Origin of the sequence: Pseudomonas sp. CP4, assembly GCF_047758505.1 — a bacterium.
GTDB classification, from domain to species: domain Bacteria; phylum Pseudomonadota; class Gammaproteobacteria; order Pseudomonadales; family Pseudomonadaceae; genus Aquipseudomonas; species Aquipseudomonas fluorescens_AO.
The window spans coordinates 1,908,212-1,932,613 of the sequence record NZ_CP180489.1 but is presented as its reverse complement, the minus strand read 5'-3'; the positions used below and the strand labels follow the sequence as shown (position 1 = coordinate 1,932,613).

Below are 24,402 nucleotides of genomic sequence, written 5' to 3'. Positions count from 1 at the left end.
AAAATCTGCTCTACTTCCTCTAGTTCCGAACGACTCGCTTAAAAAAGCCCCCTCAGCTATGTCGCTGCGGGGGCTCTTTGTTGGAGCCTTTCAGATCACTCTTCAGCCACCTGAGTCGCCGCCTGACGCTTCTGGATCAAGTCCACCAGACGCTTTGCCAGCGCCGGGTAATTCTCATCAAAGTGATGCCCGCCGGGCAGTTTCACCGCTTCACCCACAGCAGTCTTGTCCGTGCAGCCACTCTCATCCGTCTCTTCTTCACCATAGATGCACACAACCTTGGCCGCTGGCAGCTTGGCCATCTCCGGGCCAGTGGCGGCTTCTTTGCCGGCGTTGCCGAGCCAGCCTTCGACTTCGATTTCGAAGCTGCCGGTGCGGGCGAAGGCGAGCAGGATGATCGCGTCGACGCGCTGCTGTTCGTTCTCTGGCAGGCGGTTGTAGATCGCCGGGAGTACGTCAGCGCCGAACGAATAGCCGGTGAGGATGAAGCGTTTGGTGCCCCATTTCTGCCGGTAGTGCTGCATCAGTTCGGTGAGGTCCAGTGCGCTTTGCTCCGGGCTCTTGTGCTGCCAGTAGTAGCGCAGGGTATCGATGCCGACCACCGGGTAGCCGATCTTGGCCATTTCCCCGGCCACGTCGCGGTCGAGGTCGCGCCAGCCGCCGTCGCCGGAGAGGAACAGGGTTACGGTGTCGTTGGCCTGACCGGCCGGCACTTCAACTACCGGGATCGCCAGGCCGCCGTTGGCCTTGTCGCCGCCGACGAGGATTTTGCGCAGTTCGTTGTTCAGCACTTGCGGCAGGTTGATGTCGTAGTCGCTGATGCTGGTTTCGGCGTTCGGCTGATCGCGCACGAAGCCTGCGCTGGCATCGTCCGGGTTGTCGTTCCACGCCACCAGCCAGTGGCCGTGGGCGGCGGATTTCGGCAACAGGTGGGTGCAGCCGGGTTTTTCCAGGGCCAGATCGACGGAGACGGCCTGGGCCTTGTCGTCTTTCTGTTCCGCCAGCCAGCGCCACGCCAGTACGGCGCCAGGGCCGATGCCGCTGACCAGGGTGGCCGGGCCATTCAGTTCGCGCAGGCCCGATTGCAGGGCGCGGCTTTGCAGCAGGCAGTCCTTGGGCAGGATCACCTGGACGATCTGCGCCGAGGCGCTGCGGCTGAGGGTGGTCAGTTGTTTCTCAGTGAGCTTCTGTTCGTCGGTGACGGCCACCAGCACCTGAGCCTTCGGCTTGCTGCCGGGGATCACGCGGGTCATGGCTGTGCCATCGGCGGGTTTCAGTTGTTCGACGGTCGGTTCCGGTGCCGGGCGTTTGAGGTACCAGTAACCGCCGCCGGCAATCACGGCCAGCACCAGCAGGGCGGCCAGGATGTACTTCAGGGAGCGTTGAATCATCAGCGTTTCACCAATCCAGTCAAGCCGCCCGCGATCAGGGCAGCAGTGTCGGCCAGCGCCACGAGCGGATCGAGTCCGGCGGGCACGGCCATATAACGGGGTTCCCAGTCAGGCTGGAACTTGTCTTTGAAACGGCGCAAACCTTGGAAGTTGTACAGCTGCTCACCACGGCGGAAGACCATCGAGCCCAGGCGCTGGGTCAGCGGAGCGCCGCGCCGGGGTTGCAGCCCCGACAACGGCACCATGCCCAGGCTGAAGCGCGCGTATCCGTGACTCTTATAGTGTTGAATCAGGCCGACCATCATGAATTCCATGGTCAGCTTCGGCGCTTCCGGGTGCGCGCGCATCAGGTCGAGACTGGCCAGATCGTGGCTGTAGGTCTCGAGCAGATTGGCGAACGCCACCGGGCGGCCTTCGAAGCGAATCACCGCAATGCGGAAATGCTTCAGGTAATCGTCGCTGAAGCGGCCGAGGGAGAAGCCTTTCTCGCGCACGTTCTTGCCGGTCAGCCAGGCATCGGAAATCACCTTCAGCTCGTCCATCGGCGCCTGGCCCGGCTCATGGATTTCCAGCGACAGACCATCACGGGTTCCACGGTTCCAGGTGTAGCGCAGGTCCTTCATCTCCTTGCCCTTGGCTTCCAGATCGAAGCGCAGCAGATCGACCCGGGCTTCTTCGCCGAGCTTGATCGCAGTCAGGCCGATGTCCATGTAATACGGCAAATTCTCCGCGCGTACTTGATAGAACACGGGACGGGTGTGATGAATGTCGCAGAGGTCGCGGAACTGCCAGATCATTTCCGCACGTTGCTGGCTCGGCCCGATCGGGTCGTACAGCGCCACCAGACTGCGGCCACGACGGGCGTACATCAGGAACGCCTCATCGTTGGGATGAAACAGCAACGCCTTGTCACCGGTCAGCGCGAGGCCGCCGTCGGGTTGTGACGAGGCCATGAGGATTTTTGCCGCGCGATCCAGTTCGTCCGGCGTCGGCAAATGAATCACCGGGCGCGCGGTGCGCAGCAGCCAGGTCAGCGAGATTATTACCAGCAACACCGCCGCACCGAGCAGCGAGCGCAGACCGCGCGGCGCGTCAGCGTCGAGGGTGAACTGCCACCACAGCTGGTGGCTGTAGGGTACGTCCTGATAGGCAAACAGCAGCAACCAGGCCGAAGCGCCCAGCACGCAGAGACTGGCGACCAGATACAGCGGCGAAAACGGCAGTTCGGTCAAACGGCTCGGGCGATAGAAGGAGCGGCGGAACACGCCGAGCAGCGCGGCCGTAAACGTCATCAGCGTGGCTTCTTCCCAGTCGAAGCCTTTGAGTAGCGAGAGCAGGGCGCCGACCAGCAGCAGAATGACGGTCAGCATCCACGCCGCCGACAGACGCCGGCGCAGGCCTTGGGCGAGCAACAGGCACAGCACGCCAATCAGGCTGGCGCCGAAGTGCGAGGCGTCGACCAGGCGATGCGGGATCAGAAAACCGATGTGCTCCAGGCGCGTGTCGATCTCTGGGGTCGCGCCGGAAAACAGCAACACCACGCCCGACAGGAACACCAACACCGCCAGAATCGGCGCGGCCAGACCGGACGCGGCGCGCATGGTCTGGGTCTGAAACAGGCGCTGGCCTTCGTTGATCAGCAGCAATACGCAAGCGACCAGCAGCGGCAGCACCACGTAGATCAGGCGATACAGCAGCAGGGCAGCGGCCAGCGGCGCGGCGCCAAGCTTGTCGGCAAACGCCGCGAGCAGAATCGCTTCGAACACGCCAACGCCGCCCGGTACATGGCTGAGTACACCGGCGGCCAGCGCCAGCAGATACACCAGCAGGAACGGCGCAAACGGCGGCGCTTCCGGCAGCAACAAATACAGAACGGTGGCGGCAGCCGCGACATCGAGAGCGGTGATCACCAGTTGCAGCAAGGTCAGGCGCCGACCCGGCAGGCGCAATGTGCGCCGACCGGCGCGGACCAGCAGATTGTCGGGGTAGGGCTGTTCCGGCAGACGACGGCGATAGATGCCGATTGCCAGCACAGCACCGACGATCAATACGGCAGCGGCGACAGAACCGAGCAAGACTTCGGACAATCCCAAGGCCTGCGAGGCGGCCGGCAGGTTACTCAAGGTCGCCAGCGCGGCCAGCGGCGGCAAGGCGCAGCCCAGCGAGAGGCTGGCGAACAAGGTCATGTGCGCGACTTCCGACGCACCGACGCCCAATCGCGCATATAAACGATAGCGAACCGAGCCACCGGAGAGCAGCGACAGGCCGATCGCATTGCCGATCGCAAAAGCGGTGAAGCCGCCGAGCGCGAGCATGCGCGGCGGCAGTTTTACACCGGCGTAGCGGCTGGCCGACCATTCATAGCCGAGCAGGATGATGAAACCGACCACCGTCGCGCCAATGGCGCCGAGCAGGGCCGGTTTCGGTACATCGAGAATCGAGTCATGCAGCGCATCGAGATCAAGCTCGGCGAGCAGATGGCGGCAGGCAATCAGGGCAATGGCAAACAGCAGCAACGTGACGGCCAGACCGATCGGCTGACGGTATTTGCTTAACCGATCCAGCCAGCGCAAACGCTCGGGTTTGATCGGTTGTTCTGCTGTAACGGTGTCTTGTGGGTCAGACGAGTTGGCGCGCATCAATCACCTCTTGGATTGTGCGCGACAGGATGGAGGTATCCAGCCAAGTTACCAATCCCTGTAGAAAAAAATAATCACAAAATACTACGCCTCTCGTCGGGCATCGGCGAGGGCAGTTCCTGGATTGCAGAAGCCCTGTCTGCGACTCAAGCATAGTCGCAACTCAGCGTTTCCGATGATCCCCAGCGGTTCACTGCACAGTGACAGATCATTGTTGCGAAAGGACTTTTTCAACAGATACAAAAAAGGCCACTCTTTCGAGTAGCCTTTTTTGATGTTTGGTTGCGGGAGCCGGATTTGAACCGACGACCTTCGGGTTATGAGCCCGACGAGCTACCAGACTGCTCCATCCCGCGTCTGTGTGGCGGCATTCTACAGGCGAACGGCGAGGTGTCAACCGCTAATCCTGGAATGGGTCAAATAACTGCGAAATCGCGGCAAACGGTCGCAGGTAATGTGTAAGTTTCGGAAATGCAACGAATTGCCGTTTTGCTTGCGATTGAGCGGGGCGCTCATTTGCAAAACAGACGCGCACAAAAAAGGCCACTCTTTCGAGTAGCCTTTTCTGATGTTTGGTTGCGGGAGCCGGATTTGAACCGACGACCTTCGGGTTATGAGCCCGACGAGCTACCAGACTGCTCCATCCCGCGTCTGTGTGGCGGCATTCTACAGAGGTTCGCGCGTGTGTCAACCGCCGATCTGGATAAATCTGTTGAGGTTCAAGTGCTTAGCGTATGTTAGCGGCGGTTGGCCGGCGCACAGGGCAGGTGGCGCAAGGCTTTCAGCTCTATTGCGTGTTGATCTGTGATTGAAAAAATAAATTCAGCGGAAATCTCCTACGGTCGGAAAAGAATATTCAACCACTGGTGCTATATACAGGTGTGAGTGAGATACTGCCGCTCCGGCTTGCCACGTTGTCTTTTTCCGACATGACCCAGCGAAAAATCATCCACATTGACTGTGACTGTTTCTACGCCGCCATCGAGATGCGCGATGATCCTCGTTTGGCCGGCAAGCCGTTAGCGGTGGGTGGTTCGGCGGATCGACGCGGGGTGATCGCCACCTGCAATTATGAAGCTCGCGCCTATGGTGTTCGCTCGGCGATGGCCTCCGGGCATGCGTTGAAGCTGTGCCCGGACCTGACCATCGTCAAGCCGCGCATGGAGGCTTATCGCGAAGCGTCGAAGGAAATTCATACGATCTTTGCCGACTACACCGACCTGATCGAGCCGCTTTCGCTGGACGAGGCCTACCTCGACGTCTCCGACAGCGCGCACTTTGGTGGCAGCGCCACGCGCATCGCCCAGGACATTCGCCGCCGCGTCTCCAATCAACTGCACATCACCGTTTCCGCAGGCGTCGCGCCAAACAAGTTTCTGGCGAAGATCGCCAGCGACTGGAAAAAACCCAACGGTTTATTCGTGATCACCCCGGATCAGGTCGAGGATTTCGTCAGCGGTCTGCCGGTGAGCAAGCTGCACGGCGTCGGCAAGGTCACCGCCGACAAGCTCGGCAAGCTTGGCATCGTTGACTGTCAGCACCTGCGCGAGTGGGGGAGGCTGGCGTTGGTGCGCGAATTTGGCAGTTTCGGCGAGCGCTTGTGGAATCTGGCCCGTGGGATCGATGACCGTCTGGTGCACAACGACAGTCGGCGTCAGTCGATCAGTGTGGAAAACACCTACGATGTTGATCTTCCGGATTTGCGCGCCTGCCTCGACAAATTGCCCGAGCTGCTCGATACCTTGCAAACCCGCATGTCGCGGATCGACAGCAGTTATCGACCGGGCAAGCCGTTCGTCAAAGTCAAATTTCATGATTTCACCCAGACCACACTGGAACAGGCCGGGGCAGGGCGCGATTTGGGCAGTTATCAATTATTGCTGACGCAGGCGTTCAATCGCGGCGGCAAACCGGTGCGGTTGTTGGGCGTGGGGGTGAGGCTGGAGGATTTGCGCGGCGGGTTTGAGCAGATGGAGTTGTTTGAGCGGTAGATTCGCGGCGCCTGGCAGGGCGTCTTCGCGAGCAGGCTCGCTCCCACATTGGATCTGCGTCGTTCACAAATCCCTTGTGGGAGCGAGCCTGCTCGCGAAGTTTCTAAGCTTTAATTCGGTCCCGGATCAGCCACTAAACGCCCGGCATCCTTGGTCAACGCCTTGAGAAACTCAGCCTGCAATTCAGGATCATTGCGGGTCAGTTCGATCAGGCTCTGTTCCAGTTCGCTGGCTTCTTCTTCCAGGCCCAGTTCCGACAGACGTTTGACCCGGTGGACCCACTGGCTCACTTCGTCATCTTCCAGGTCGTCGTAAATCAGCCCGTGCGCCTCAATCAACTTGCCGCGCAGGTGGCCGCTGAGCATCAGCGTCGAGTCGGTATGCACATCGTCCTTGGCGTCTTCGACACTGATCTGCAAGCGGCCGATATGGTTGAGGTCATGTTCGGCAAACGGACTGTCGAGCAGGTTCAAGCGCAACACGCCGTTGCGGTCGGTGGTCATGTCGAATGTTTGCTTGCCGGCCTTGACCTGCACCGGCCGCTCGCTCCATGGCAGGCTCGAATACTCCGTGCGCTTGTCGCGCTGGACTTCATCGATGCCGGCGAGGTTCTGTTGCGCGCGACCGTTGGACTGCACGTTCATGAACGGGTTGAGCCCGGCGAAACCGTAGCTCAGCCAATCCCGGGTGACGCTGTCCGGCAGATTGCCGAGTGCGAACACGTTGACCACGTTCGCACCGACACCACCGACCACGGCCACCGCGCCCAGCGGAATCTCATAGACTTCGCGCCAGGGTTGATAAGGCGTGTAGCGGTCGTAACGGCGGGTGACCTCGAACTCGGTGACTTCGAAAGTCTTCTGCTCGTTGATCTTCACGCGTCGTTGCGGCAGCTCGAGCACTTTCGGCTCGCCTACATCGATCTGCAGGCTGTGGTTGAGCAACTTTCGCTCGACCCGCTCTTCGTGCTCGCTGCGTTGCGACATGTGATTGGCGCAGCCGCTGACCAGCAGGGCGCCGCACAGGGCGGCGCCACCGAGGCCTAAGGTGTTTCGCTTGAACATGACGTCTCTATCTGGTTTCAGCGGCGGATACGGGCCTGAAGGAAGGACACAACATCGGCCACCGGCAGCGCTTGCGCCTCTGCTTCGGAACGACTCTTGTATTCCAGGTTGCCTTCGGCGAGGCCGCGGTCGCTGACCACAATCCGGTGGGGAATGCCGATCAGCTCCATGTCCGCAAACTTGATGCCCGGGCTGGTTTTCTTGTCGCGATCGTCCAGCAGCACTTCGAAGCCGGCCGCCGTCAGTTCGGCGTACAGCTTGTCGGTGGCTTCGCGCACCTGCTCGGTTTCATAGCGCAGCGGTACCAGAGCAATCTGGAACGGCGCCAGGGTGTCGCTCCAGATGATGCCGTTGGCGTCGTTGTTCTGCTCGATGGCAGCAGCCACCACGCGCGATACGCCGATGCCGTAGCAACCCATTTCCAGGGTCACCGGCTTGCCGTTTTCGCCCAGCACTTCGCACTTCATCGCCTTGCTGTACTTGTTGCCCAGCTGGAAGATGTGGCCGACTTCGATGCCGCGCTTGATTTCCAGCGTGCCTTTGCCGTCCGGGCTTGGGTCGCCGGCGACGACGTTGCGCAGGTCGGCAACGGTCGGAACCGGCAGATCGCGCTCCCAGTTCACGCCGAAGTAGTGCTTGTCGTCGATGTTCGCGCCAATGCCGAAGTCGCTCATCATCGCGACCGAGCGGTCGATGATGATCGGCAGTGGCAGGTTCAGCGGGCCGAGCGAACCAGCGCCGGCGCCGATCGCGTCACGCAGTTCGGCATCGGAGGCCATCACCAGCGGGCTGGCCACGCCAGGCTGGTTGGCAGCCTTGATTTCGTTCAGTTCGTGGTCGCCACGAATCACCAGCGCGATCAGCTTGCCTTCTTCTTCGGCGTGGACGATCAGGGTCTTGATGGTCTTTTCAATCGGCAGATTGAATTTTTCCACCAGCGCCGCGATGGTCTTGGTGTCAGGCGTATCGACCAAGCGCAGTTCTTCGGTTGGCGCAGGCCGCGAGGTTTCCCGAGGCACCGCTTCGGCTTTTTCGATGTTCGCCGCGTAGTCGGAACCGTTGCTGAAGACGATATCGTCTTCGCCGGACTCGGCCAGCACGTGGAATTCGTGGGAGCCGGCGCCGCCGATCGAGCCGTTGTCGGCTTCTACCGGACGGAATTTCAGACCCAGACGCGTGAAGATGTTGCAGTAGGCTTCATGCATGCGGTCATAAGTGATCTGCAGCGACGCCTGATCAGCGTGGAAGGAGTAGGCGTCCTTCATGATGAATTCGCGGCCGCGCATCAAACCGAAGCGTGGGCGGATTTCATCGCGGAATTTGGTCTGGATCTGGTACAGGTTGATTGGCAGCTGTTTGTAGCTGCTCAACTCGTTGCGCATCAGATCGGTGATCACTTCTTCGTGGGTCGGGCCCGCGCAGAAATCACGACCGTGGCGGTCTTTGATGCGCAGCAGCTCAGGGCCGTATTCTTCCCAGCGCCCCGATTCCTGCCACAGCTCGGCCGGTTGGGTGCTCGGCATCAACACTTCTAGAGAACCGGCAGCGTTCATTTCTTCGCGAACGATGGCTTCGACCTTGCGCATGACTCGCAGGCCCATCGGCAGCCAGGTGTACAGGCCCGAGGCAAGCTTGCGGATCATGCCGGCGCGCAGCATCAGCTGGTGGCTGATCACGACCGCGTCGGAAGGCGTTTCTTTCTGTGTGGCGAGCAAAAATTGACTGGTGCGCATGGTTGGCCGTTGTCGGTTGCTATGACTGGAAATGACGCAGCAGTGTACCGGCGAGTTTTGCTGACGTACAGAAGTGTGGCCGGCGGAAGGCGCCAGCGGCGGGATTCTTCCCGCCATTGGCGAAGCGTCCTACGATTCTTCGGTGACCGGCGTCGGTGCAGGCTCGGGCGTCGGTGTTTGTCCTTCGCGGCGGCGTTCCTGGAACCAGTGCAGCGCGATCAGTAGTAGCGTCGGCACGCCGAGCAGCGCGGTGATGAGGAAGAAGCTGTGATAGCCGAACTTCTCGACCAGCACGCCGGAATAGCCGCCCATCAAGCGCGGCAGCAACAGCATGATCGAGCTGAGCAGGGCATATTGCGTCGCCGAGAATTTCAGGTTGGTCAGGCTCGACAGGTAGGCGACGAACGCCGAGGTCGCCAGGCCCGAGCTGAAGTTATCGAGGGAAATGGTCACCACCAGCATTTGCAGGTTCGGGCCCATGTCCGCGAGCATGACGAACAGCAGGTTGGTCGCCGCCGAAGCCACGCCACCGATAAACAGGATCGGCAGAATGCCGAAACGCACGATCAACAGCCCGCCCATGCCGGCGCCGACGAGGGTCATGATCAGGCCGAAGATCTTGCTGACACTGGCGATCTGATCCTTGGTGAAACCCTGGTCGATGTAGAACACGTTGGCCATCACGCCCATGACTGTGTCCGACATCCGATAGGTGGCGATCAGGCCCAGCAGCAACAGCGCCTGCCAGCGATAGCGCAGGATGAAGTCATTGACCGGCGTCAGTACCGGTGCCAATCCGCGCCGGCCCATGGCCGACAGGCACATCCCCGTCAGCAACGTATAGAGGATGGCGCGCAGAAAGGCGCGGTCTTCGAGCAGCAGATCGAGCGGGCTCATGTCGCCGAACAGCACGCCGGCAAAATCGGTGTTGTACAACTGGGTAAACATCGCCGGTACCGACACCAGCAATATGATCAGCACGAACACCGACATCAATTGATGCATGAACGTATAGCGCCCGGCCTGCAACTGCGTGCGCAGCGGCACCGGTGGTTCGCGCATGAACAGCGTGGTCAGCAGCGCGGGCACCATCAATGCGCCAAACAGTACATAGGTGCCGGTCCATGCCGCGTGCTTATAGTTGAAGCCGGTTGAGCCGAAACCTTCGGCGAAGAACAGCGCGCCGGCGGTGGCGAGCAGGGCGGCAACGCGGTAGCCGGACATATAGCTGGCGGCGAGCGCGGCCTGGCGGCTGTCATCGGCGATTTCCAGGCGATAGGCGTCGACCGCGATATCTTGGGTGGCCGAGGCGAAGGCGACTACGACGGCAATGGCGATCAGCCAGGACAAATGCTTTTGCGGATCACAGAAGCCCATGCCGATCAGCCCGAGAATCACCAGTGCCTGGGAGAGCACCAGCCAGGAACGGCGGCGGCCGAGTTTGCCCAGCAAGGGCAGGCGCCATTGGTCGAGCAGGGGCGACCAGACCCATTTGAACGCATACGCCAGGCCGATGAGGCTGGCATAGCCGATGGTTTCACGGGCCACGCCCGCTTCACGAAGCCATACGGAGAGCGTCGAGAACACCAGCATGTACGGCAGGCCGGCGGCAAAACCGAGCAACAACAGCACGAGCGTCGAAGGACTGGCATAGGCGGCGAGCGCGGCGCGCCAGGTTTTACGGGGCATGGGCTGAAGTCTGCCTCAAAATTGCGAAAACAAAGCGCGCACTCTAACCGCTGTGCTCTACCGGACGCCAGCCATGGCGCCGAATATCCACACGATTGTTCTGGACGGTGATGCCTTCCATGCGCAATCGCGCACGTTGTTCATCACCGGAGGGGCTGCCGACCGGCAGACTGATGCGTCCGCCGGCGCCGAGTACGCGGTGCCAGGGCAGCTTGGTGTCGCCGGGCAACTGACTCAAAGTCCGCCCGACCCAGCGCGCGGCACGGCCCAGCCCGGCGAGTTCGGCCAACTGTCCATAACTGACGACTTTGCCTTCGGGCACTTGGGCGAGTGTCGAGTAGAGCGCCGTGCGTCGGATTTGCGCATCGTTTTCAACGCTGTCGAGCGGGTCTTTCACGTACGCGGCTCCTGAGCATTGGCGTGACGATGGCGACAAGGGTAATCGCTCGCGGTCCAGTTGAGAAATGAACTCAATTGAAATAGTCCGGTCAGTCCTTGTCATGGGCAAAATCCTACGGATAATGCCGACCTTTTTCGCCAACTCTGAGCCCCCGATCTGCTTATGTTCCCCAGAACCTTGTTGTGCCTTGCTGTTTTCAGCGCGTCCACGCCCCTGCTTGCCGACACCGTCTGGTTGAAAAACGGCGACAAGCTGAGCGGCACCATCACGGTATTCGACGGCGGCAAGCTGTTGATCCAGACCAAATACGCCGGTGCGGTGGCGATTGACTGGAAAGAGGTCAAGACCCTCGACAGCGATCAGCATCTGTTGGTGAAACAGGATGCCTATGCCGGCGAAGTGTCGAAGTCACTGACGGCAGCCGACGATGGCAAGGTCACCCTGGCCAATGGCGAGGCGCCGAAGACTGTCGAACTGGCGAGCATTCAGCAGATTCTCAAGCCCAAGCCGATCGTCACCGACCTGGTGTGGAAGGGCAACGTCGATCTCGCCCTGGATTACCAGCGCGCCGAAAAGGACACCGACGATTACGACGTTGCGTTCAAGACGTCGGCGCGGCATGGTCGCTGGCGGCATACCGCCGAGGGCGAGTACAACCGCGAAGTGCAGGATGCGGAAACCACCACCAACAACTGGCGCGCCGAATACTCCCTCGACCGCTTCCTCACCGATCAGTGGTTCTGGCAGGGCCGTCTGAACTACAAGCGTGATCACATTGAAGAGCTGGCGCGCCAGCGTGTCGTTGGTACCGGTCCGGGTTACCAGTTCTGGGATGACGAGCTCGGCGCGTTCTCGCTGGGTTCGTTGCTCAACCGCACCGACTACGAATATCGCGATGGCAGCAAGGACAACTTCTATTCCGTCGCGATGAAGTGGGACTACAACCGCTACCTGATCGGCAAGAAGGTCGAGTTCTTCACCAATGGCGAAGTCGGCAAGCCGCTTTCGGGGGTTGCTGATTACGCGCTGGATGCCGAGCTGGGCCTGCGCTACAAGGTCACCGACTGGGCATCGCTCAACCTCAAGGCCGAGCGCGACATCATCAGCGGCACCAACGATGCGGATTTGAACAAGACCCGTTATACCGCAGGGTTTGGCGTGGCTTGGTAAAGGCACAAACAAAAAATCGCAGACTTTCGGGCTGCGATTTTTTTTGCCTGAAAAAACAGGCGCCCACAAAAAAGCCCCGCTTTTAAGGGCGGGGCTCTTTTCTAAAGAAGCTACAAGTTAGATAACTTGTACTTCTTCAGCTTGCATGCCTTTCTGACCGCGGGTAGCGATGAAAGAAACCTGTTGGCCTTCTTTCAGGCTTTTGAAGCCGTCGGATTGGATAGCTTTGAAGTGAACGAACAGGTCGTCACCGGATTGTGGAGTGATGAAGCCGAAGCCTTTTTCATCGTTGAACCACTTAACGGTACCGGTTTGGCGATTAGACATGGTGTAACTCCTTGAACAAAGATAACTGCGACTCAGGAAGAACCCTGGCCGAGACTGAGTGCAAAGAGCAGGAAAAATTCTTGTAGATGGTTGGATCGAAATTCAACATATCGTGTAGAGATTCTCAGTGACACAAGCAACACAGTGACGCCACCTTAACCCTTTTTCCGGAACGTGCCAATGTTTCTTGCAAAGGATTCTGTGTTTTAGGGATCGGCGGTGCGACGGTTCGTCGCCACATCGCGTAAATACGGGGTGTTCGCCGAGAATTGCGTTGCGCACTTTGAACGAGACGACGCGCCCGGTAAGATGCCGGACAGAATTTTTCCACCTCGCTATTCAGGACAAACCCGCCATGAGCATCAAATCGGACAAGTGGATTCGCCGCATGGCGCAGGAACACGGCATGATCGAACCGTTCGTCGAGCGCCAGATGCGCGGCAGCGACGACAGCCGGGTGATTTCCTACGGCGTGTCGAGTTACGGCTACGACGTGCGTTGCACCAACCACTTCAAGGTGTTCACCAACATCAACTCGGCCATCGTCGACCCGAAGAACTTCGACGCCGGCAGCTTCGTCGACATCCACAGCGACGTCTGCATCATTCCGCCGAACTCCTTCGCCCTGGCCAGCACCGTCGAGTACTTCCGCATTCCGCGCAATGTGCTGACCATCTGCCTGGGTAAAAGCACCTACGCGCGCTGCGGCATCATCGTCAACGTCACTCCGCTCGAGCCTGAGTGGGAAGGCCACGTGACGCTGGAGTTCTCCAACACCACCAACCTGCCGGCGAAAATCTACGCCAACGAAGGTGTGGCGCAGATGCTCTTCCTCGAATCCGATGAAGAATGTGAAGTTTCCTACAAGGATCGTGGCGGCAAATATCAGGGCCAGCGTGGCGTAACCTTGCCGCGTACCTGATCGACCATCCGACGGATGTCGGGAATTCTTTGGCGGGCAGACACTCTATGGGGTGTACTGCCCGTTTTTGTTACACACAGAATCGGGCCTTCACTGAGGAGTGCCCTATGAAGATCGACCCGCGAATCAGCGCTGAACTGGCAAGGCTTGAGCCCAATCAGATAGGCGTTCTGGCCTGGTCGCTATTGGCGAATCCGTCTTTGAGCCTGTCCGGCGTGCCCGGCCAGCCCGATCCCGATACTCCCAACGAACAACCGACCGAACCAGGCGAGCCTACGCTGCCGGACGAACCGCCTCCGGCGCCTGTCGCCTGATCCATTGACATGAATATGGCCCGTCAGTCTGATCGATTTGCGATCTAGCTGACGGGCCATATTTCGTTGTCGCCGATCACGAAGACCTTGCAGCTGTCGTCGCGCTCGACCTGATAGCCGCCGGTAAACGCACCGAAGGCCGGCATCAGGCTGATGCGCTCCCCCAACCTGAAGCAGGCCAGGCGCAAGCTCTGCCGACCTCTGCCGTGCAATCGATAAACCGGATGCACGTGGCCCGCGAGCACGTGCCGCTCGGGATGCGGATCGGGCTCATGCTGCAGGGCGAATGGCCCGAGCAATAGCGGCTCGGGCACCACGCGGATATTCAGCGAGACCGGCGGGTCGCCTGCGCGTTTGTCGTGGTTGCCGCGAATCAGCGTCATCGGCAGATCTGCGTGCCGTGCTCGCCACTCTGCCAGCGCATTGAGTGTGGTGGGGACATGTGAGCCAGGTCCATGCAGGAAATCGCCGAGGAAGATCAACTGGCGACACGGCAACCGCGCCAGCAACGCGTCGATCACTTCGATGTTGCTCGCCGTCGTGCCATGCGGCACTGGCTGGCCGAGGCTGCGATAGGCCGCCGCTTTGCCGAAATGCACGTCGGCTATCAGCAGTGCCTCCTGCGCTGGCCAGTAAAGAGCTTTCTCCGGCAGTAACCACAACTCTTCGCCGGCCAAGCGCACCGGGTACGCGCTCACGATGATTTACCGTGGTCAGCGGTTTTTTCCAGGTCACCGACCATTCTTCTGATCCTGTCAGCCAGTTTTTCCGAACTCATGCTTTCGCGCATCCGCTCCACCAGCAGCGGAAAGCCTAGTGGTGTAGGACGTTTAACCTGATGCACGTCCAGTTTCATTTGATTGATCCGCTCCAATGTCTGTTCCAGACGACGAATATCCAGTTCTTCGCGAAGGACCTCTTCCCCGGCCTGGGCCAGCAGCAGGTTGTCGGCGTCGTATTGTTTGAATACCTGGAAAAACAAGCCACTCGACGCCTGCACCTGGCGGGTACTCTTCGGTGCGCCCGGATACCCGGCGAACACCAGCCCGGCGATGCGCGCAATTTCGCGGAAGCGGCGCAACGCCAGTTCACCGGCATTGAGGCTGGCCAGCACATCCAGCAACAGGTCATCGGCGTTGAACAGGTGCGCGTCGAGATGCGCGGCCCAATCCACCGGCGTGGCGCTGAGCAGCTCCAGGCCGTAGTCATTCACGGCAATCGAGAAGGTCACCGGTTGCCGCTGACTGACGCGCCATGCCAGTAAGCTCGCCAGTCCCAGATGCACCTGACGCCCGGCGAACGGATAAAGGAAAAGATGCCAGCCTTCGCGGGATTTCAGCACTTCGGCGAGCAGATTCTCGCTGGTGGGCAAGCCGGACCAGCGTATCTGCGTCTCCAGCAGCGGCCGCAAAGCGTGCATTTCCGGACCTTTCAATTGCCCCTGAGCAGCGGCGCTGAAGCGCGCCACCACCGCTTCGGCCAATTCGTTGGATAACGGCATGCGCCCGCCATTCCAGCGCGGCACGGCGGCTTTTTTTGCGGTGCTGCGTTTGACGTAGGCGGTCATGTTTTCCACCCGCACCAGCTCGAGCAAGCGGCCGGCGAAGAGGAAACCATCGCCGGGTTTCAGTCGCGCGATAAAGCCTTCCTCAACGCTGCCCAGTTGTTTGCCACCGCCGCCCTTGCTCCAGAATTTCAGGTTGATGCTCGCGTCGCTGACAATGGTGCCGATGCTCATGCGATGGCGCCGCGCCAGACGCGCATCCGGCACACGCCAGACGCCGTGTTCGTCCGGTTCGACTCGGCGGTAATCCGGATACGCTGTAAGAGACATCCCCCCATGGCGTACGAACGCCAGCGCCCAGGCCCAGTCCGCCGCTGTCAGGTCACGATAAGCCCAGGCACCACGGACTTCTTCGTACAACTCTTCAGGAATAAAGCCACCGCCAAGGGCCATGCTGACCAAATGCTGGACCAGCACGTCCAGCGGCTTGTGCGGTGACAGGCGCGGCTCGATGCGCCGTTGCTCGACGGCGTCGCGTGCGGCGATCGCCTCGATCAGTTCCAGGCTGTGGGTCGGCACCAGCGTTACCCGCGAGGTGCGCCCCGGCGCGTGGCCGGAACGCCCGGCACGTTGCATCAAGCGCGCGACGCCTTTCGCCGAGCCGATCTGCAGCACGCGCTCGACCGGCAAGAAATCCACGCCCAAGTCCAGGCTCGAGGTACACACCACCGCTTTCAATTGGCCATTCTTCAACGCCTGCTCTACCCAGTCGCGGGTATCGCGTGACAGTGAGCTGTGGTGCAACGCAATCAGCCCGGCCCAGTCCGGCCGCGCTTCCAGCAGTGCCTGATACCAGATTTCCGATTGCGCACGAGTGTTGGTGAACACCAGGCTGCTGGCACAGGCGTCAAGTTCGGCCACCACTTGCGGCAGCATCTTCAGACCGATGTGCCCGGCCCATGGAAAACGTTCGATCGCCGGTGGGAGCAGGGTGTCGACCTTCAGCGTTTTTTCGCTTTGCCCCTGAACGCTGACGCCGCCGCCCTGTGGGATCAGCACTTGCTCTGCGTGGGATTGATTACCGAGGGTGGCGGACACGCCCCAAACGATCAGTTCCGGCTGCCAATGACGCAGCCGGGCGAGGGCCAGTTGCAGTTGCACGCCGCGTTTGTTGCCGAGCAACTCGTGCCATTCATCGACGACGATCATGCGCAGGCTCGACAGCGCCGTGCGCGCATCGGCGCGGGCCAGTAGCAGGGTCAGGCTTTCCGGGGTGGTGATCAGCGTTGTCGGCAAGCGCCGACCCTGACGGGCGCGTTCGCTACTGCTGGTGTCGCCGGTGCGCAGGCCGATGGTCCATGGAATCTGCAAATCATCGACCGGGCTTTGCAGTGCGCGGGCAGTGTCGGCGGCGAGGGCGCGCATCGGCGTAATCCACAGCACTGTCAGCGGTTCGGCCGGCGGTTTGCGTTTGCGCGGTGTAGCCACGGGCGGATGCAGGCGGGCGAAGCGGTTGAGAGCAGCAAACCACACCGCGTAGGTTTTGCCGGCGCCGGTGCTGGCGTGGAGCAATCCGGATTCGCCGCTTTTCACCGCCGCCCACACCTGTTTCTGAAAGGCAAACGGCTTCCAGTCGCGAGCGCTGAACCAGGTTTTTGCAAAGTCGGGGGATTTCGCCATGCCGGCTGCGTGCGCTCTGGAGGTGTTGTTTCAGAGACAGCGAAGCGGGGGGACAAGTTTAACTTTGTCGGTCGGTGGATTCCCCCTGTGGGAGCGAGCCTGCTCGCGAATGCGATGTCACATTCAACATTGATGTTGACTGATAAACCGCTTTCGCGAGCAGGCTCGCTCCCACACAGGGTTGGGTGCCAACCTATTTAAGATTGCCGCTCAGGAACTGCTTCAGCCGTTCGCTTTTCGGGTTGCCCAGCACTTCTTCCGGCGCGCCTTCTTCCTCCACCAGACCCTGATGCAGAAACAGCACCTGATTCGACACCTTGCGCGCAAAACTCATTTCGTGAGTGACCATGATCATCGTCCGGCCTTCTTCGGCCAGACCCTGAATCACTTTCAGCACTTCGCCAACGAGTTCCGGATCGAGCGCCGAAGTCGGTTCGTCGAACAGCATCACCTCCGGCTCCATCGCCAGTGCCCGGGCGATCGCCACGCGCTGTTGCTGGCCGCCGGAGAGAAACGCCGGATATTGATCGGCAACCCGCGCCGGCAAACCGACCTTGTCCAGATAACGCCGGGCGCGATCGTCGGCCTCCTGTTTGCTGCAGCCCAGCACCCGGCGCGGGGCCATGGTGATGTTTTCCAGCACGGTCATGTGGCTCCACAGGTTGAAATGCTGGAACACCATCGCCAGCCGCGTGCGCAGGCGTTGCAGTTCATTGGCGTCGGCGACGTGCATGCCGTGGCGGTCGGTGGCCATGCGGATCGATTGGCCATCAAGGCTCATGGCGCCATCATTGGGCTGTTCGAGAAAATTGATGCAGCGCAAAAAGGTGCTTTTGCCCGAGCCACTGGCGCCGATCAGGCTGATCACGTCGCCGGTCTTGGCCTTGAGCGAAACGCCTTTGAGCACCTGATGATCGCCATAGCTTTTATGCAGGCCTTCAACGGTCAGTTTGTACATGGACGAGCATCCTCAAGGCGAAAGTAGGTAGCCGCTGCGATAGGCTTCGGCGCCCGCGACGTGGGCGATGACCATGCCGGCAGTGGCCATGCGCCGCAGCGAGCGCGCATACAGCAGGCCGGCGGCGGTGCAATGAATGGGGGTGACCTTGTCGTGGACCGGGTCGATGATCTCGGCGATTTGTTGCCCGGCCTGCAGGTATTGGCCGGGCGTGGCGCAGTACACCAACAGGCCGCCGACGGGCGTGGTCACCGGTTCGACACCGGCCAGCGGCGTGGCTGGGTAGGGCAGCGGCGGTTGCGGTTTGGTCTCGCCAACGATGGCATCGAACTGGATCAGGTAGTCGATCAGCGCCTGACAGTCGCGGCTGGCCAAAGGGTGATTGACGTCGCCCTGGCCGCGTAATTCGACCGTCACCGAGAAACTGCCCAGCGGAATCTCGAACTGTTCGCCGAAGCGTTCGCGTAGCTGCCACCAGAGCAGGGTGAAGCATTCGTCGAACGACTGCCCGCCGGAATCGGTAGCGAGCAGGCTGGCCTGGGCTTCCATGTAGCGCGCCAGCGGCTCGACCTGCGGCCACGCCTCGGGCGTGGTGTACAGGTGCACCACGGATTCGAAGTCGCAGTGCAAGTCGAGCACCATGTCGGCATCGCAGGCCAGGCGTTGCAGGGTCAGGCGCTGGGATTGCAGTTGGGTGGTCGGCGTCTGACGGTCGAGGGCGTTGCGCAGGCTGGCGCGGATCAGTTCGAGGTTGTGCTGCGCATCGTCGTTGAGTTGGCCTTCGATGGCGTTGCCGATTTCTTCGCTGAGGTCGACGAACCAGCGATTGAAGTTCTGCCCACTCTCCAGGTCGTAACGGCCCAGCGGCACGTCCATCAGCACTTGTTCGAGGCCGACCGGGTTGGCCACCGGCACCAGTACGATTTCGCTGCGCAGGCGGCCGGCAGCTTCCAGCTCGGCCAGACGCTGTTTCAGGTGCCAGGCGACCAGCATGCCCGGCAGTTCGTCGGCGTGCAGCGACGCCTGAATGTAAACCTTGCCCTTGGCCTGCTGTGGGCCGAAGTGGAAGCTGTGAATCTGCCGTGCGGTCCCCGGCAGCGGGGCCAGCAAGTCATGGATCTGGTGGCGCATTGTTATCTCTTTATTTTCAAACCGGTGCTAGTGAGTCGGCCCGAGGAAGGCCAGCCAGCGGCGTTCGGCGAGGCGGAACAGGCCGACCAGCGCAAACGTAATGGTCAGATAGATCAGCGCGGCGATGCCGAATGACTGGAAGGTCAGGAAGGTCGCCGAGTTGGCATCCCGCGCGACTTTCAGGATATCGGGAATGGTCGCGGTGAACGCCACGGTGGTCGAGTGCAGCATCAGGATCACTTCGTTGCTGTAGTAAGGCAACGAGCGGCGCAGTGCCGACGGCATGATCACGTAGGCGTACAACTTCCAGCCGGTCAGGCCATAAGCCTTGGCCGCTTCGACTTCGCCGTGGTTCATGCTGCGAATCGCCCCGGCGAAAATCTCCGTGGTGTACGCGCAGGTATTGAGCGCGAAAGCGAGGATCGTGCAGTTCATCGCGTCGCGAAAGAAACTGTCGAGGATCGGCTGTTCGCGCACGGCGGCGAGGCTGTAGATGCCCGTGTAGCAGATCAGCAACTGGATATACAGCGGCGTGCCACGGAACAGGTAGGTGTAGAACTGCACCGGCCAGCGAATGTAGAAGTGCGGCGAGACGCGGGCAATCGACAACGGAATCGAGACGATGAAGCCGATGCAGATCGAGGCGGTCAGCAGCCACATCGTCATCGCCAGCCCGGTGATGTTCTGGCCGTCGGTATAAAGGAAGGCGCGCCAATATTCCTGGAGAAGTTCGATCATCGTACGGCCTCCCGGGCACCGGCGGCGTAGCGGCGTTCGAGCCAGCGCAGGATGAAATTCGAAGCACTGGTGATCAGCAGATAGATCAAAGCGGCGAGAACCAGAAAGTAGAACAGTTGATAGGTGCTTTTACCGGCGTCCTGCGCTGCCTTGACCAGATCAGCCAGACCGATGATCGACACCAGCGCGGTGGCCTTGAGCATGACCATCCAGTTGTTGCCGATGCCTGGCAGGGCAAAGCGCATCATTTGCGGAAACACCACAAAGCGAAAGCGCTGGCCACGTTTGAGGCCATACGCAGTGGCGGCTTCGACCTGACCACGCGGCACCGCGAGAATCGCGCCGCGGAAGGTTTCGGTGAAATACGCGCCATAAATGAAGCCCAGCGTGAGTACGCCGGCGCTGAACGGGTCGATTTCGATGTATTCCCATTCCATATAGTCGGTCAGCGACGTCAACCAGGTTTGCAGGCTGTAGAAGATCAACAGCATCAGCACCAGATCCGGCACGCCACGAATCAGCGTGGTGTAGAGCTGCGCAGGCAGGCGCACCAGTTTGACTTTCGACAGTTTGGCACTGGCGCCGAGCAGGCCGAGCAACACGGCCACCAGCAGCGACATCGCCGATAATTTGATGGTCATCCAGGTGCCTTGCAGCAGCAACGGGCCGAAGCCCTGCAGACTGAAGGAGGCCAGCCCCAGATTTTGCAGAAGGGTTTCAAACATAAATCAGCAACCTGAGCGGATGGAAAAGGCGCCCATCGGGGATGGGCGCCGGGGCATTATTTACCGCTGTACAGATTCAGGTCGCCAAAGTGTTTCTTTTGAATCTCGGCGTATTTGCCGTCGTCGTGTAACGCTTTGATACCTTTATCCAAAAGTGCCTTCAGCTCAGTGTTACCTTTCTTGATACCGACAGCCGTTTTGGCTGGCAGCAATTCGCTGTCGACCGGCTGGCTGATTTCATACTCGGCGCCTTTTGGCGACTTCAGGAAGCCCAATTCGGCTTGCAGCATGTCCTGGATACCGGCGTCGAGACGGCCGGAAGTCAGGTCGGAATACACCTGATCCTGGTTCTGATAGGCCTGGGTTTTCACGCCGGCCTTGTCCAGTACGGCTTTGGCGTAGGCTTCCTGAATGGTGCCTTGCTCATAGCCAACGGTTTTGCCCTTGAGCGAAGCGACATCGGCGGTGATGCCGGAGCCTTTCTTGAACACGTAAGCGGTCGGGCCGGAAAACAGTTCGCTGGAGAAGTCGATGACTTTCTCGCGGGCCGGGGTCACGGTCATCGACGAGATCACACCGTCGAACTTGTTGGCCTTGAGGCCCGGAATCATGCCGTCGAAATCGCTTTCGACCCACTTGCACTTGACCTTCAGTTCGGCGCAGATCGCGTTGCCCAGGTCGATATCGAACCCGACCAGGCTGCCGTCGGCCGCTTTCGACTCGAACGGTGCGTACGAAGGGTCAACGCCAAAGCGCAGCTCTTTGTATTCCTTGGCCAGCGCGGAGCCGGCGGAAATGCACAACGCCAGTGCAGAAAGGGTCAGCAATGCTTTTTTCATTATTCAATCCCTAAGAACCAATATGAGCGCTTGTGGCGCAGAATTATTGTTACTGCAACGCTTACGACCTGTAGAAAGTAGCAATTTCCGAACCAGAGTGCCGAACAGGTGTTTTAAAAGGTCGAGTGCAGAGAGGCAAGGGTAGTTGAATGCACGGAAACGGGCATTGCTGTTTGCATGCACTGTTTTGGATCAAACGCGTAGCTCGGAGCAGTTGAAACTGTGGCGAGGGGATTTATCCCCGATCGGCTGCGCAGCAGGCGCAAAAACCTGAGTGCACGATTTCAGGGGGAAATTGCTGGGGGCCGCTGCGCCGCCCAGCGGGGATAAATCCCCTCGCCACAGGGTTCTGCGATGTGTCGAGAATGAATCAGGCGAGCAAGTCTTGCAGGGTAGCGAGACTGTCCGCTTCTTCGACGGTCTTGTCCTTGCGCCAGCGCAGCATGCGCGGAAAACGCACGGCGATGCCGCTCTTGTGCCGGCGCGACAGGGCGATGCCTTCGAAGCCGAGTTCAAAGACCAGACTCGGCTTCACACTGCTCACCGGGCCGAATTTTTCCACCGTGGTTTTGCGCACGATGCTGTCGACCTGGCGCATCTCTTCATCGGTCAGCCCCGAATACGCCTTGGCGAACGGCACCAGCGAGCGCTGGCTGGATTCCGGCGGGCCGTCCCACACGGCGAAGGTGTAATCGCTGTACAGACTGGCGCGGCGGCCGTGTCCACGCTGGGCATAAATCAACACGGCATCGACGCTGAACGGGTCGACCTTCCACTTCCACCACACGCCCATGTCCTTGGTGCGGCCGACGCCATATAGCGAATCGCGGGCCTTGAGCATCATGCCTTCAACGCCGAGTTTGCGTGACGCTTCGCGCTGGCGGCCAAGGTCGAGCCAGTCTTCGCCGGTCAATACCGGCGAGGGCAGCAGCACCGGGCTGTTGCAGCGCGCGATCACTTCCTCGAGTTGCGCCCGGCGCTTGACCTGCGGCTGGTTGCGCCAGTCTTCGCCCTGCCATTCCAGCAGGTCGTAGGCGAGCACCACCACCGGCACTTCTTCGAGAATCTTCTTGTCGAGCGTCTTGCGACCGATGCGTTGTTGCAGCAGGGCGAACGGTTGCACGGCCGGCGGCTCATCGGATTGCGGATCGAAGGCATCTTCGGTGGTTGGATGGGTGCTCTTCCACACGACGATTTCGCCGTCGATCACCGTGCCGTCGGGCAAGCCGTGCACCAGCACATCGAATTCAGGGAAGCGCTCGGTCACCAGTTCCTCGCCGCGCGACCACACCCACAGTTTGCCGTCGCGCTTGACCACTTGCGCACGGATGCCGTCCCACTTCCACTCCACCTGCCAATCGCTGGCCGGGCCGAGCAGGGCGTCGAATTCCTCGACCGGTTGCGCCAAGGCATGGGCGAGAAAAAACGGGTAGGGCTGACCGCCGCGCTGGGCGTGTTCGTCGGGGGATTCCGCGGCGATAAGTTTCAGGTAACTGACGGCGTTGGGACGGTTCGACAGATCGGTGTAACCGACCAGACGCTGGGCCACGCGCTTGCTGTCGAGGCCGGCCATCGACGCCAGAGCGCGGGTGACCAGCAACTTCGACACGCCGACGCGGAAACTGCCGGTGATCAGCTTGATGCACAGCATCAGGCTCGGTCGATCCAGTTGCGCCCACAACATTGGCAATTGCCGCGCCAGATATTCCGGCGTTTCACCGCGCAATGGCAGCAGCTTGTCTTCGATCCATTCGGCAAGACCGGCCTCGGAGCTGTGCGAATTTTCCGGCAGCACCAAAGAAATGGTTTCAGCCAGATCGCCGACGGCCTGATAGCTTTCTTCGAACAACCACGGCTCCAGTCCTGAAACTTCGACCGCCAACTCGCGGAGAATACGCACTGGCACCAGTTGCCGAGGCCGGCCACCGGAGAGGAAATACACCGCCCATGCGGCATCTTGTGGCGCGGCCTGCGCGAAGTACGCCTGCATCGCCGCCAGTTTGGCGTTGCTCGACGTGGTGGCGTCGAGTTCGGCATATAACTCGGCGAAGGCTTTCATGGGGAGGTCTCGGCGACGGTGGGTTCGGTGGCGATGTTGTCGTCTTCGTCATCGCCGTATTCGGTGGTGAAGCCTTGTGCATCGAGGCCCTGTTCGCGCAAATGGCGCACGAGCACACCGATCGAGCCGTGGGTGACCATCACCCGTTCCGCGCCGGTCTGGTTGATCGCCCACAGCAGACCGGGCCAATCGGCGTGGTCGGAAAGGACGAAACCGCGATCGACGCCGCGCCGCCGCCGGGTTCCGCGCAGGCGCATCCAGCCGCTGGCAAAGGCATCGCTGAACTCGCCGAAACGGCGCATCCAGGTACTGCCGCCCGCTGACGGCGGCGCAATGACCAGCGCCTGACGCATGATCGGATCGCTTTTCTTCACGTCGCCGGCGTAGATCGTCGGTGGCAGGTACACGCCGGCATCGCGATAGACCCGGTTCAACGGCTCGACCGCGCCGTGGCTGAGAATCGGCCCGAGGGTTTCGTCGATGCTATGGAGAATCCGCTGGGCCTTGCCGAAGGAATAGCAGAACAGCACGCTGGCCTTGCCGGCGGCGATGTTGGCCGCCCACCACTGATTGATCTCGGCGAAGATCTGCGCCTGCGGCTGCCAGCGATAGATCGGCAGGCCGAAGGTCGATTCCGTGATGAAGGTGTGGCAGCGCACCGGTTCGAATGGGGTGCAGGTGCCGTCCGGCTCGACCTTGTAATCCCCCGATGCAACCCAGACCTCGCCACCGTATTCCAGCCGCACCTGTGCCGAACCGAGGACATGCCCGGCCGGGTGAAAACTCAAGATCACTCCGTGGTGGGTCAGGCGTTGGCCGTAGTCGAGGGTTTGCAACTGGATGTCCTGACCCAGACGCGCGCGCAGAATCCCGGCGCTGGCGCTGCTCGACAGGTAGTGCTGATTACCGGTGCGCGCGTGATCGCCATGGGCATGGGTGATCACCGAACGCTCGACCGGCCGCCACGGATCGATATAGAAATCCCCGGCGGGGCAGTAGAGACCTTCAGGTCGGGCAATAACAAGATCCATGTCGTGACCGGAATGGGGGGCTTGTTAACTATGAGGCGGGCGTGAAGCTGGAAGTTCGATCGGCTTTAAGGGGGATGCAAAGCCAATGTGGGAGCGA

The 24,402-nt window shown here is 60.6% G+C and carries 20 protein-coding genes and 2 tRNA genes; 4 read left to right on the top strand and 18 right to left on the bottom strand.

Features of this window, described 5'->3' with window-relative positions; genetic code table 11:
- Positions 1-95: 95 nt before the first annotated feature.
- The 4 genes from ACMYUN_RS08645 to ACMYUN_RS08630 all read right to left on the bottom strand — a co-directional run bounded on the left by ACMYUN_RS08645 (position 96) and on the right by ACMYUN_RS08630 (position 4,680).
- The gene (locus ACMYUN_RS08645; protein ID WP_415763478.1) at positions 96-1,391 is read right to left on the bottom strand and encodes a virulence factor family protein; all 1,296 of its coding nucleotides are present in this window, start codon (positions 1,389-1,391) and stop codon (positions 96-98) included.
- Positions 1,391-4,030 (bottom strand): bifunctional lysylphosphatidylglycerol flippase/synthetase MprF, encoded by a 2,640-nt coding sequence (gene mprF / locus ACMYUN_RS08640; RefSeq protein ID WP_415763477.1) that lies wholly within the window; start codon positions 4,028-4,030, stop codon positions 1,391-1,393. Before mprF ends, ACMYUN_RS08645 begins: the two co-directional genes overlap by 1 nt.
- 279 nt (positions 4,031-4,309) lie before the next feature.
- A tRNA-Met gene (locus ACMYUN_RS08635) sits at positions 4,310-4,386 on the bottom strand.
- 217 nt (positions 4,387-4,603) lie between these two features.
- Positions 4,604-4,680, bottom strand: a tRNA-Met gene (locus ACMYUN_RS08630).
- Between the two features lie 279 nt (positions 4,681-4,959).
- On the opposite strand from ACMYUN_RS08630, the gene dinB reads away from it, so the two are divergent.
- Complete coding sequence (dinB, locus tag ACMYUN_RS08625) at positions 4,960-6,021, top strand: DNA polymerase IV (protein WP_039762593.1); 1,062 nt, start codon at positions 4,960-4,962, stop codon at positions 6,019-6,021.
- A 110-nt stretch (positions 6,022-6,131) separates the two neighbouring features.
- Here the strand turns inward: dinB and ACMYUN_RS08620 are convergent, their stop codons facing one another.
- The 4 genes from ACMYUN_RS08620 to ACMYUN_RS08605 all read right to left on the bottom strand — a co-directional run bounded on the left by ACMYUN_RS08620 (position 6,132) and on the right by ACMYUN_RS08605 (position 10,904).
- Entirely contained in the window at positions 6,132-7,085 is a 954-nt protein-coding gene (locus ACMYUN_RS08620) for a hypothetical protein (RefSeq protein WP_039762595.1), read from the bottom strand.
- A gap of 17 nt (positions 7,086-7,102) precedes the next feature.
- Positions 7,103-8,818, bottom strand: a complete 1,716-nt coding sequence (locus ACMYUN_RS08615) for a proline--tRNA ligase (protein WP_024011894.1) — start codon at positions 8,816-8,818, stop codon at positions 7,103-7,105.
- Positions 8,819-8,947: 129 nt separating this feature from the next.
- Entirely contained in the window at positions 8,948-10,507 is a 1,560-nt protein-coding gene (locus tag ACMYUN_RS08610; RefSeq protein ID WP_415763476.1) for an AmpG family muropeptide MFS transporter, read from the bottom strand.
- 43 nt (positions 10,508-10,550) lie between these two features.
- Positions 10,551-10,904: an MGMT family protein gene (locus ACMYUN_RS08605; RefSeq protein ID WP_016771391.1), complete on the bottom strand. Its 354-nt coding sequence runs from the start codon at positions 10,902-10,904 to the stop codon at positions 10,551-10,553.
- A gap of 165 nt (positions 10,905-11,069) precedes the next feature.
- On the opposite strand from ACMYUN_RS08605, the gene ACMYUN_RS08600 reads away from it, so the two are divergent.
- Positions 11,070-12,077, top strand: a complete 1,008-nt coding sequence (locus ACMYUN_RS08600) for a DUF481 domain-containing protein (RefSeq protein WP_129998819.1) — start codon at positions 11,070-11,072, stop codon at positions 12,075-12,077.
- A 117-nt stretch (positions 12,078-12,194) separates the two neighbouring features.
- On the opposite strand, the gene ACMYUN_RS08595 is transcribed toward ACMYUN_RS08600, so the two are convergent.
- A complete protein-coding gene (locus ACMYUN_RS08595) occupies positions 12,195-12,404 on the bottom strand; it encodes a cold-shock protein (RefSeq protein WP_002554837.1) in 210 nt (69 codons plus the stop codon).
- A gap of 355 nt (positions 12,405-12,759) precedes the next feature.
- Between ACMYUN_RS08595 and dcd the strand changes: the two genes are divergently transcribed.
- Together dcd and ACMYUN_RS08585 are read left to right on the top strand one after the other, a co-directional pair.
- A complete protein-coding gene (gene dcd / locus ACMYUN_RS08590) occupies positions 12,760-13,326 on the top strand; it encodes a dCTP deaminase (RefSeq protein WP_007940589.1) in 567 nt (188 codons plus the stop codon).
- 107 nt (positions 13,327-13,433) lie between these two features.
- Complete coding sequence (locus ACMYUN_RS08585; protein ID WP_039762600.1) at positions 13,434-13,640, top strand: hypothetical protein; 207 nt, start codon at positions 13,434-13,436, stop codon at positions 13,638-13,640.
- Positions 13,641-13,684: 44 nt separating this feature from the next.
- Here the strand turns inward: ACMYUN_RS08585 and pdeM are convergent, their stop codons facing one another.
- The 9 genes from pdeM to ACMYUN_RS08540 form a co-directional block, all read right to left on the bottom strand.
- Positions 13,685-14,341, bottom strand: coding sequence for a ligase-associated DNA damage response endonuclease PdeM (gene pdeM, locus ACMYUN_RS08580; protein WP_415763963.1), 657 nt, complete (start codon positions 14,339-14,341; stop codon positions 13,685-13,687).
- On the bottom strand, positions 14,335-16,824 hold the full coding sequence (locus tag ACMYUN_RS08575; protein WP_415763475.1) for a ligase-associated DNA damage response DEXH box helicase: 2,490 nt from the start codon (positions 16,822-16,824) through the stop codon (positions 14,335-14,337). Before ACMYUN_RS08575 ends, pdeM begins: the two co-directional genes overlap by 7 nt.
- A gap of 193 nt (positions 16,825-17,017) precedes the next feature.
- A complete protein-coding gene (locus ACMYUN_RS08570; RefSeq protein ID WP_415763474.1) occupies positions 17,018-17,782 on the bottom strand; it encodes an ABC transporter ATP-binding protein in 765 nt (254 codons plus the stop codon).
- Positions 17,783-17,794: 12 nt separating this feature from the next.
- Positions 17,795-18,913: a succinylglutamate desuccinylase/aspartoacylase family protein gene (locus ACMYUN_RS08565; RefSeq protein ID WP_415763473.1), complete on the bottom strand. Its 1,119-nt coding sequence runs from the start codon at positions 18,911-18,913 to the stop codon at positions 17,795-17,797.
- A gap of 27 nt (positions 18,914-18,940) precedes the next feature.
- Positions 18,941-19,651 carry an ABC transporter permease gene (locus tag ACMYUN_RS08560; RefSeq protein ID WP_125925231.1) on the bottom strand — a complete coding sequence of 237 codons (711 nt, stop codon included), beginning with the start codon at positions 19,649-19,651 and terminating at the stop codon, positions 18,941-18,943.
- Entirely contained in the window at positions 19,648-20,376 is a 729-nt protein-coding gene (locus ACMYUN_RS08555; protein WP_016771383.1) for an ABC transporter permease, read from the bottom strand. Before ACMYUN_RS08555 ends, ACMYUN_RS08560 begins: the two co-directional genes overlap by 4 nt.
- 56 nt (positions 20,377-20,432) lie before the next feature.
- Complete coding sequence (locus ACMYUN_RS08550; protein ID WP_039762609.1) at positions 20,433-21,215, bottom strand: transporter substrate-binding domain-containing protein; 783 nt, start codon at positions 21,213-21,215, stop codon at positions 20,433-20,435.
- A 370-nt stretch (positions 21,216-21,585) separates the two neighbouring features.
- Positions 21,586-23,274 carry an ATP-dependent DNA ligase gene (locus ACMYUN_RS08545; protein ID WP_415763472.1) on the bottom strand — a complete coding sequence of 563 codons (1,689 nt, stop codon included), beginning with the start codon at positions 23,272-23,274 and terminating at the stop codon, positions 21,586-21,588.
- The gene (locus ACMYUN_RS08540; RefSeq protein WP_415763471.1) at positions 23,271-24,305 is read right to left on the bottom strand and encodes a ligase-associated DNA damage response exonuclease; all 1,035 of its coding nucleotides are present in this window, start codon (positions 24,303-24,305) and stop codon (positions 23,271-23,273) included. Before ACMYUN_RS08540 ends, ACMYUN_RS08545 begins: the two co-directional genes overlap by 4 nt.
- Positions 24,306-24,402: the final 97 nt, after the last annotated feature.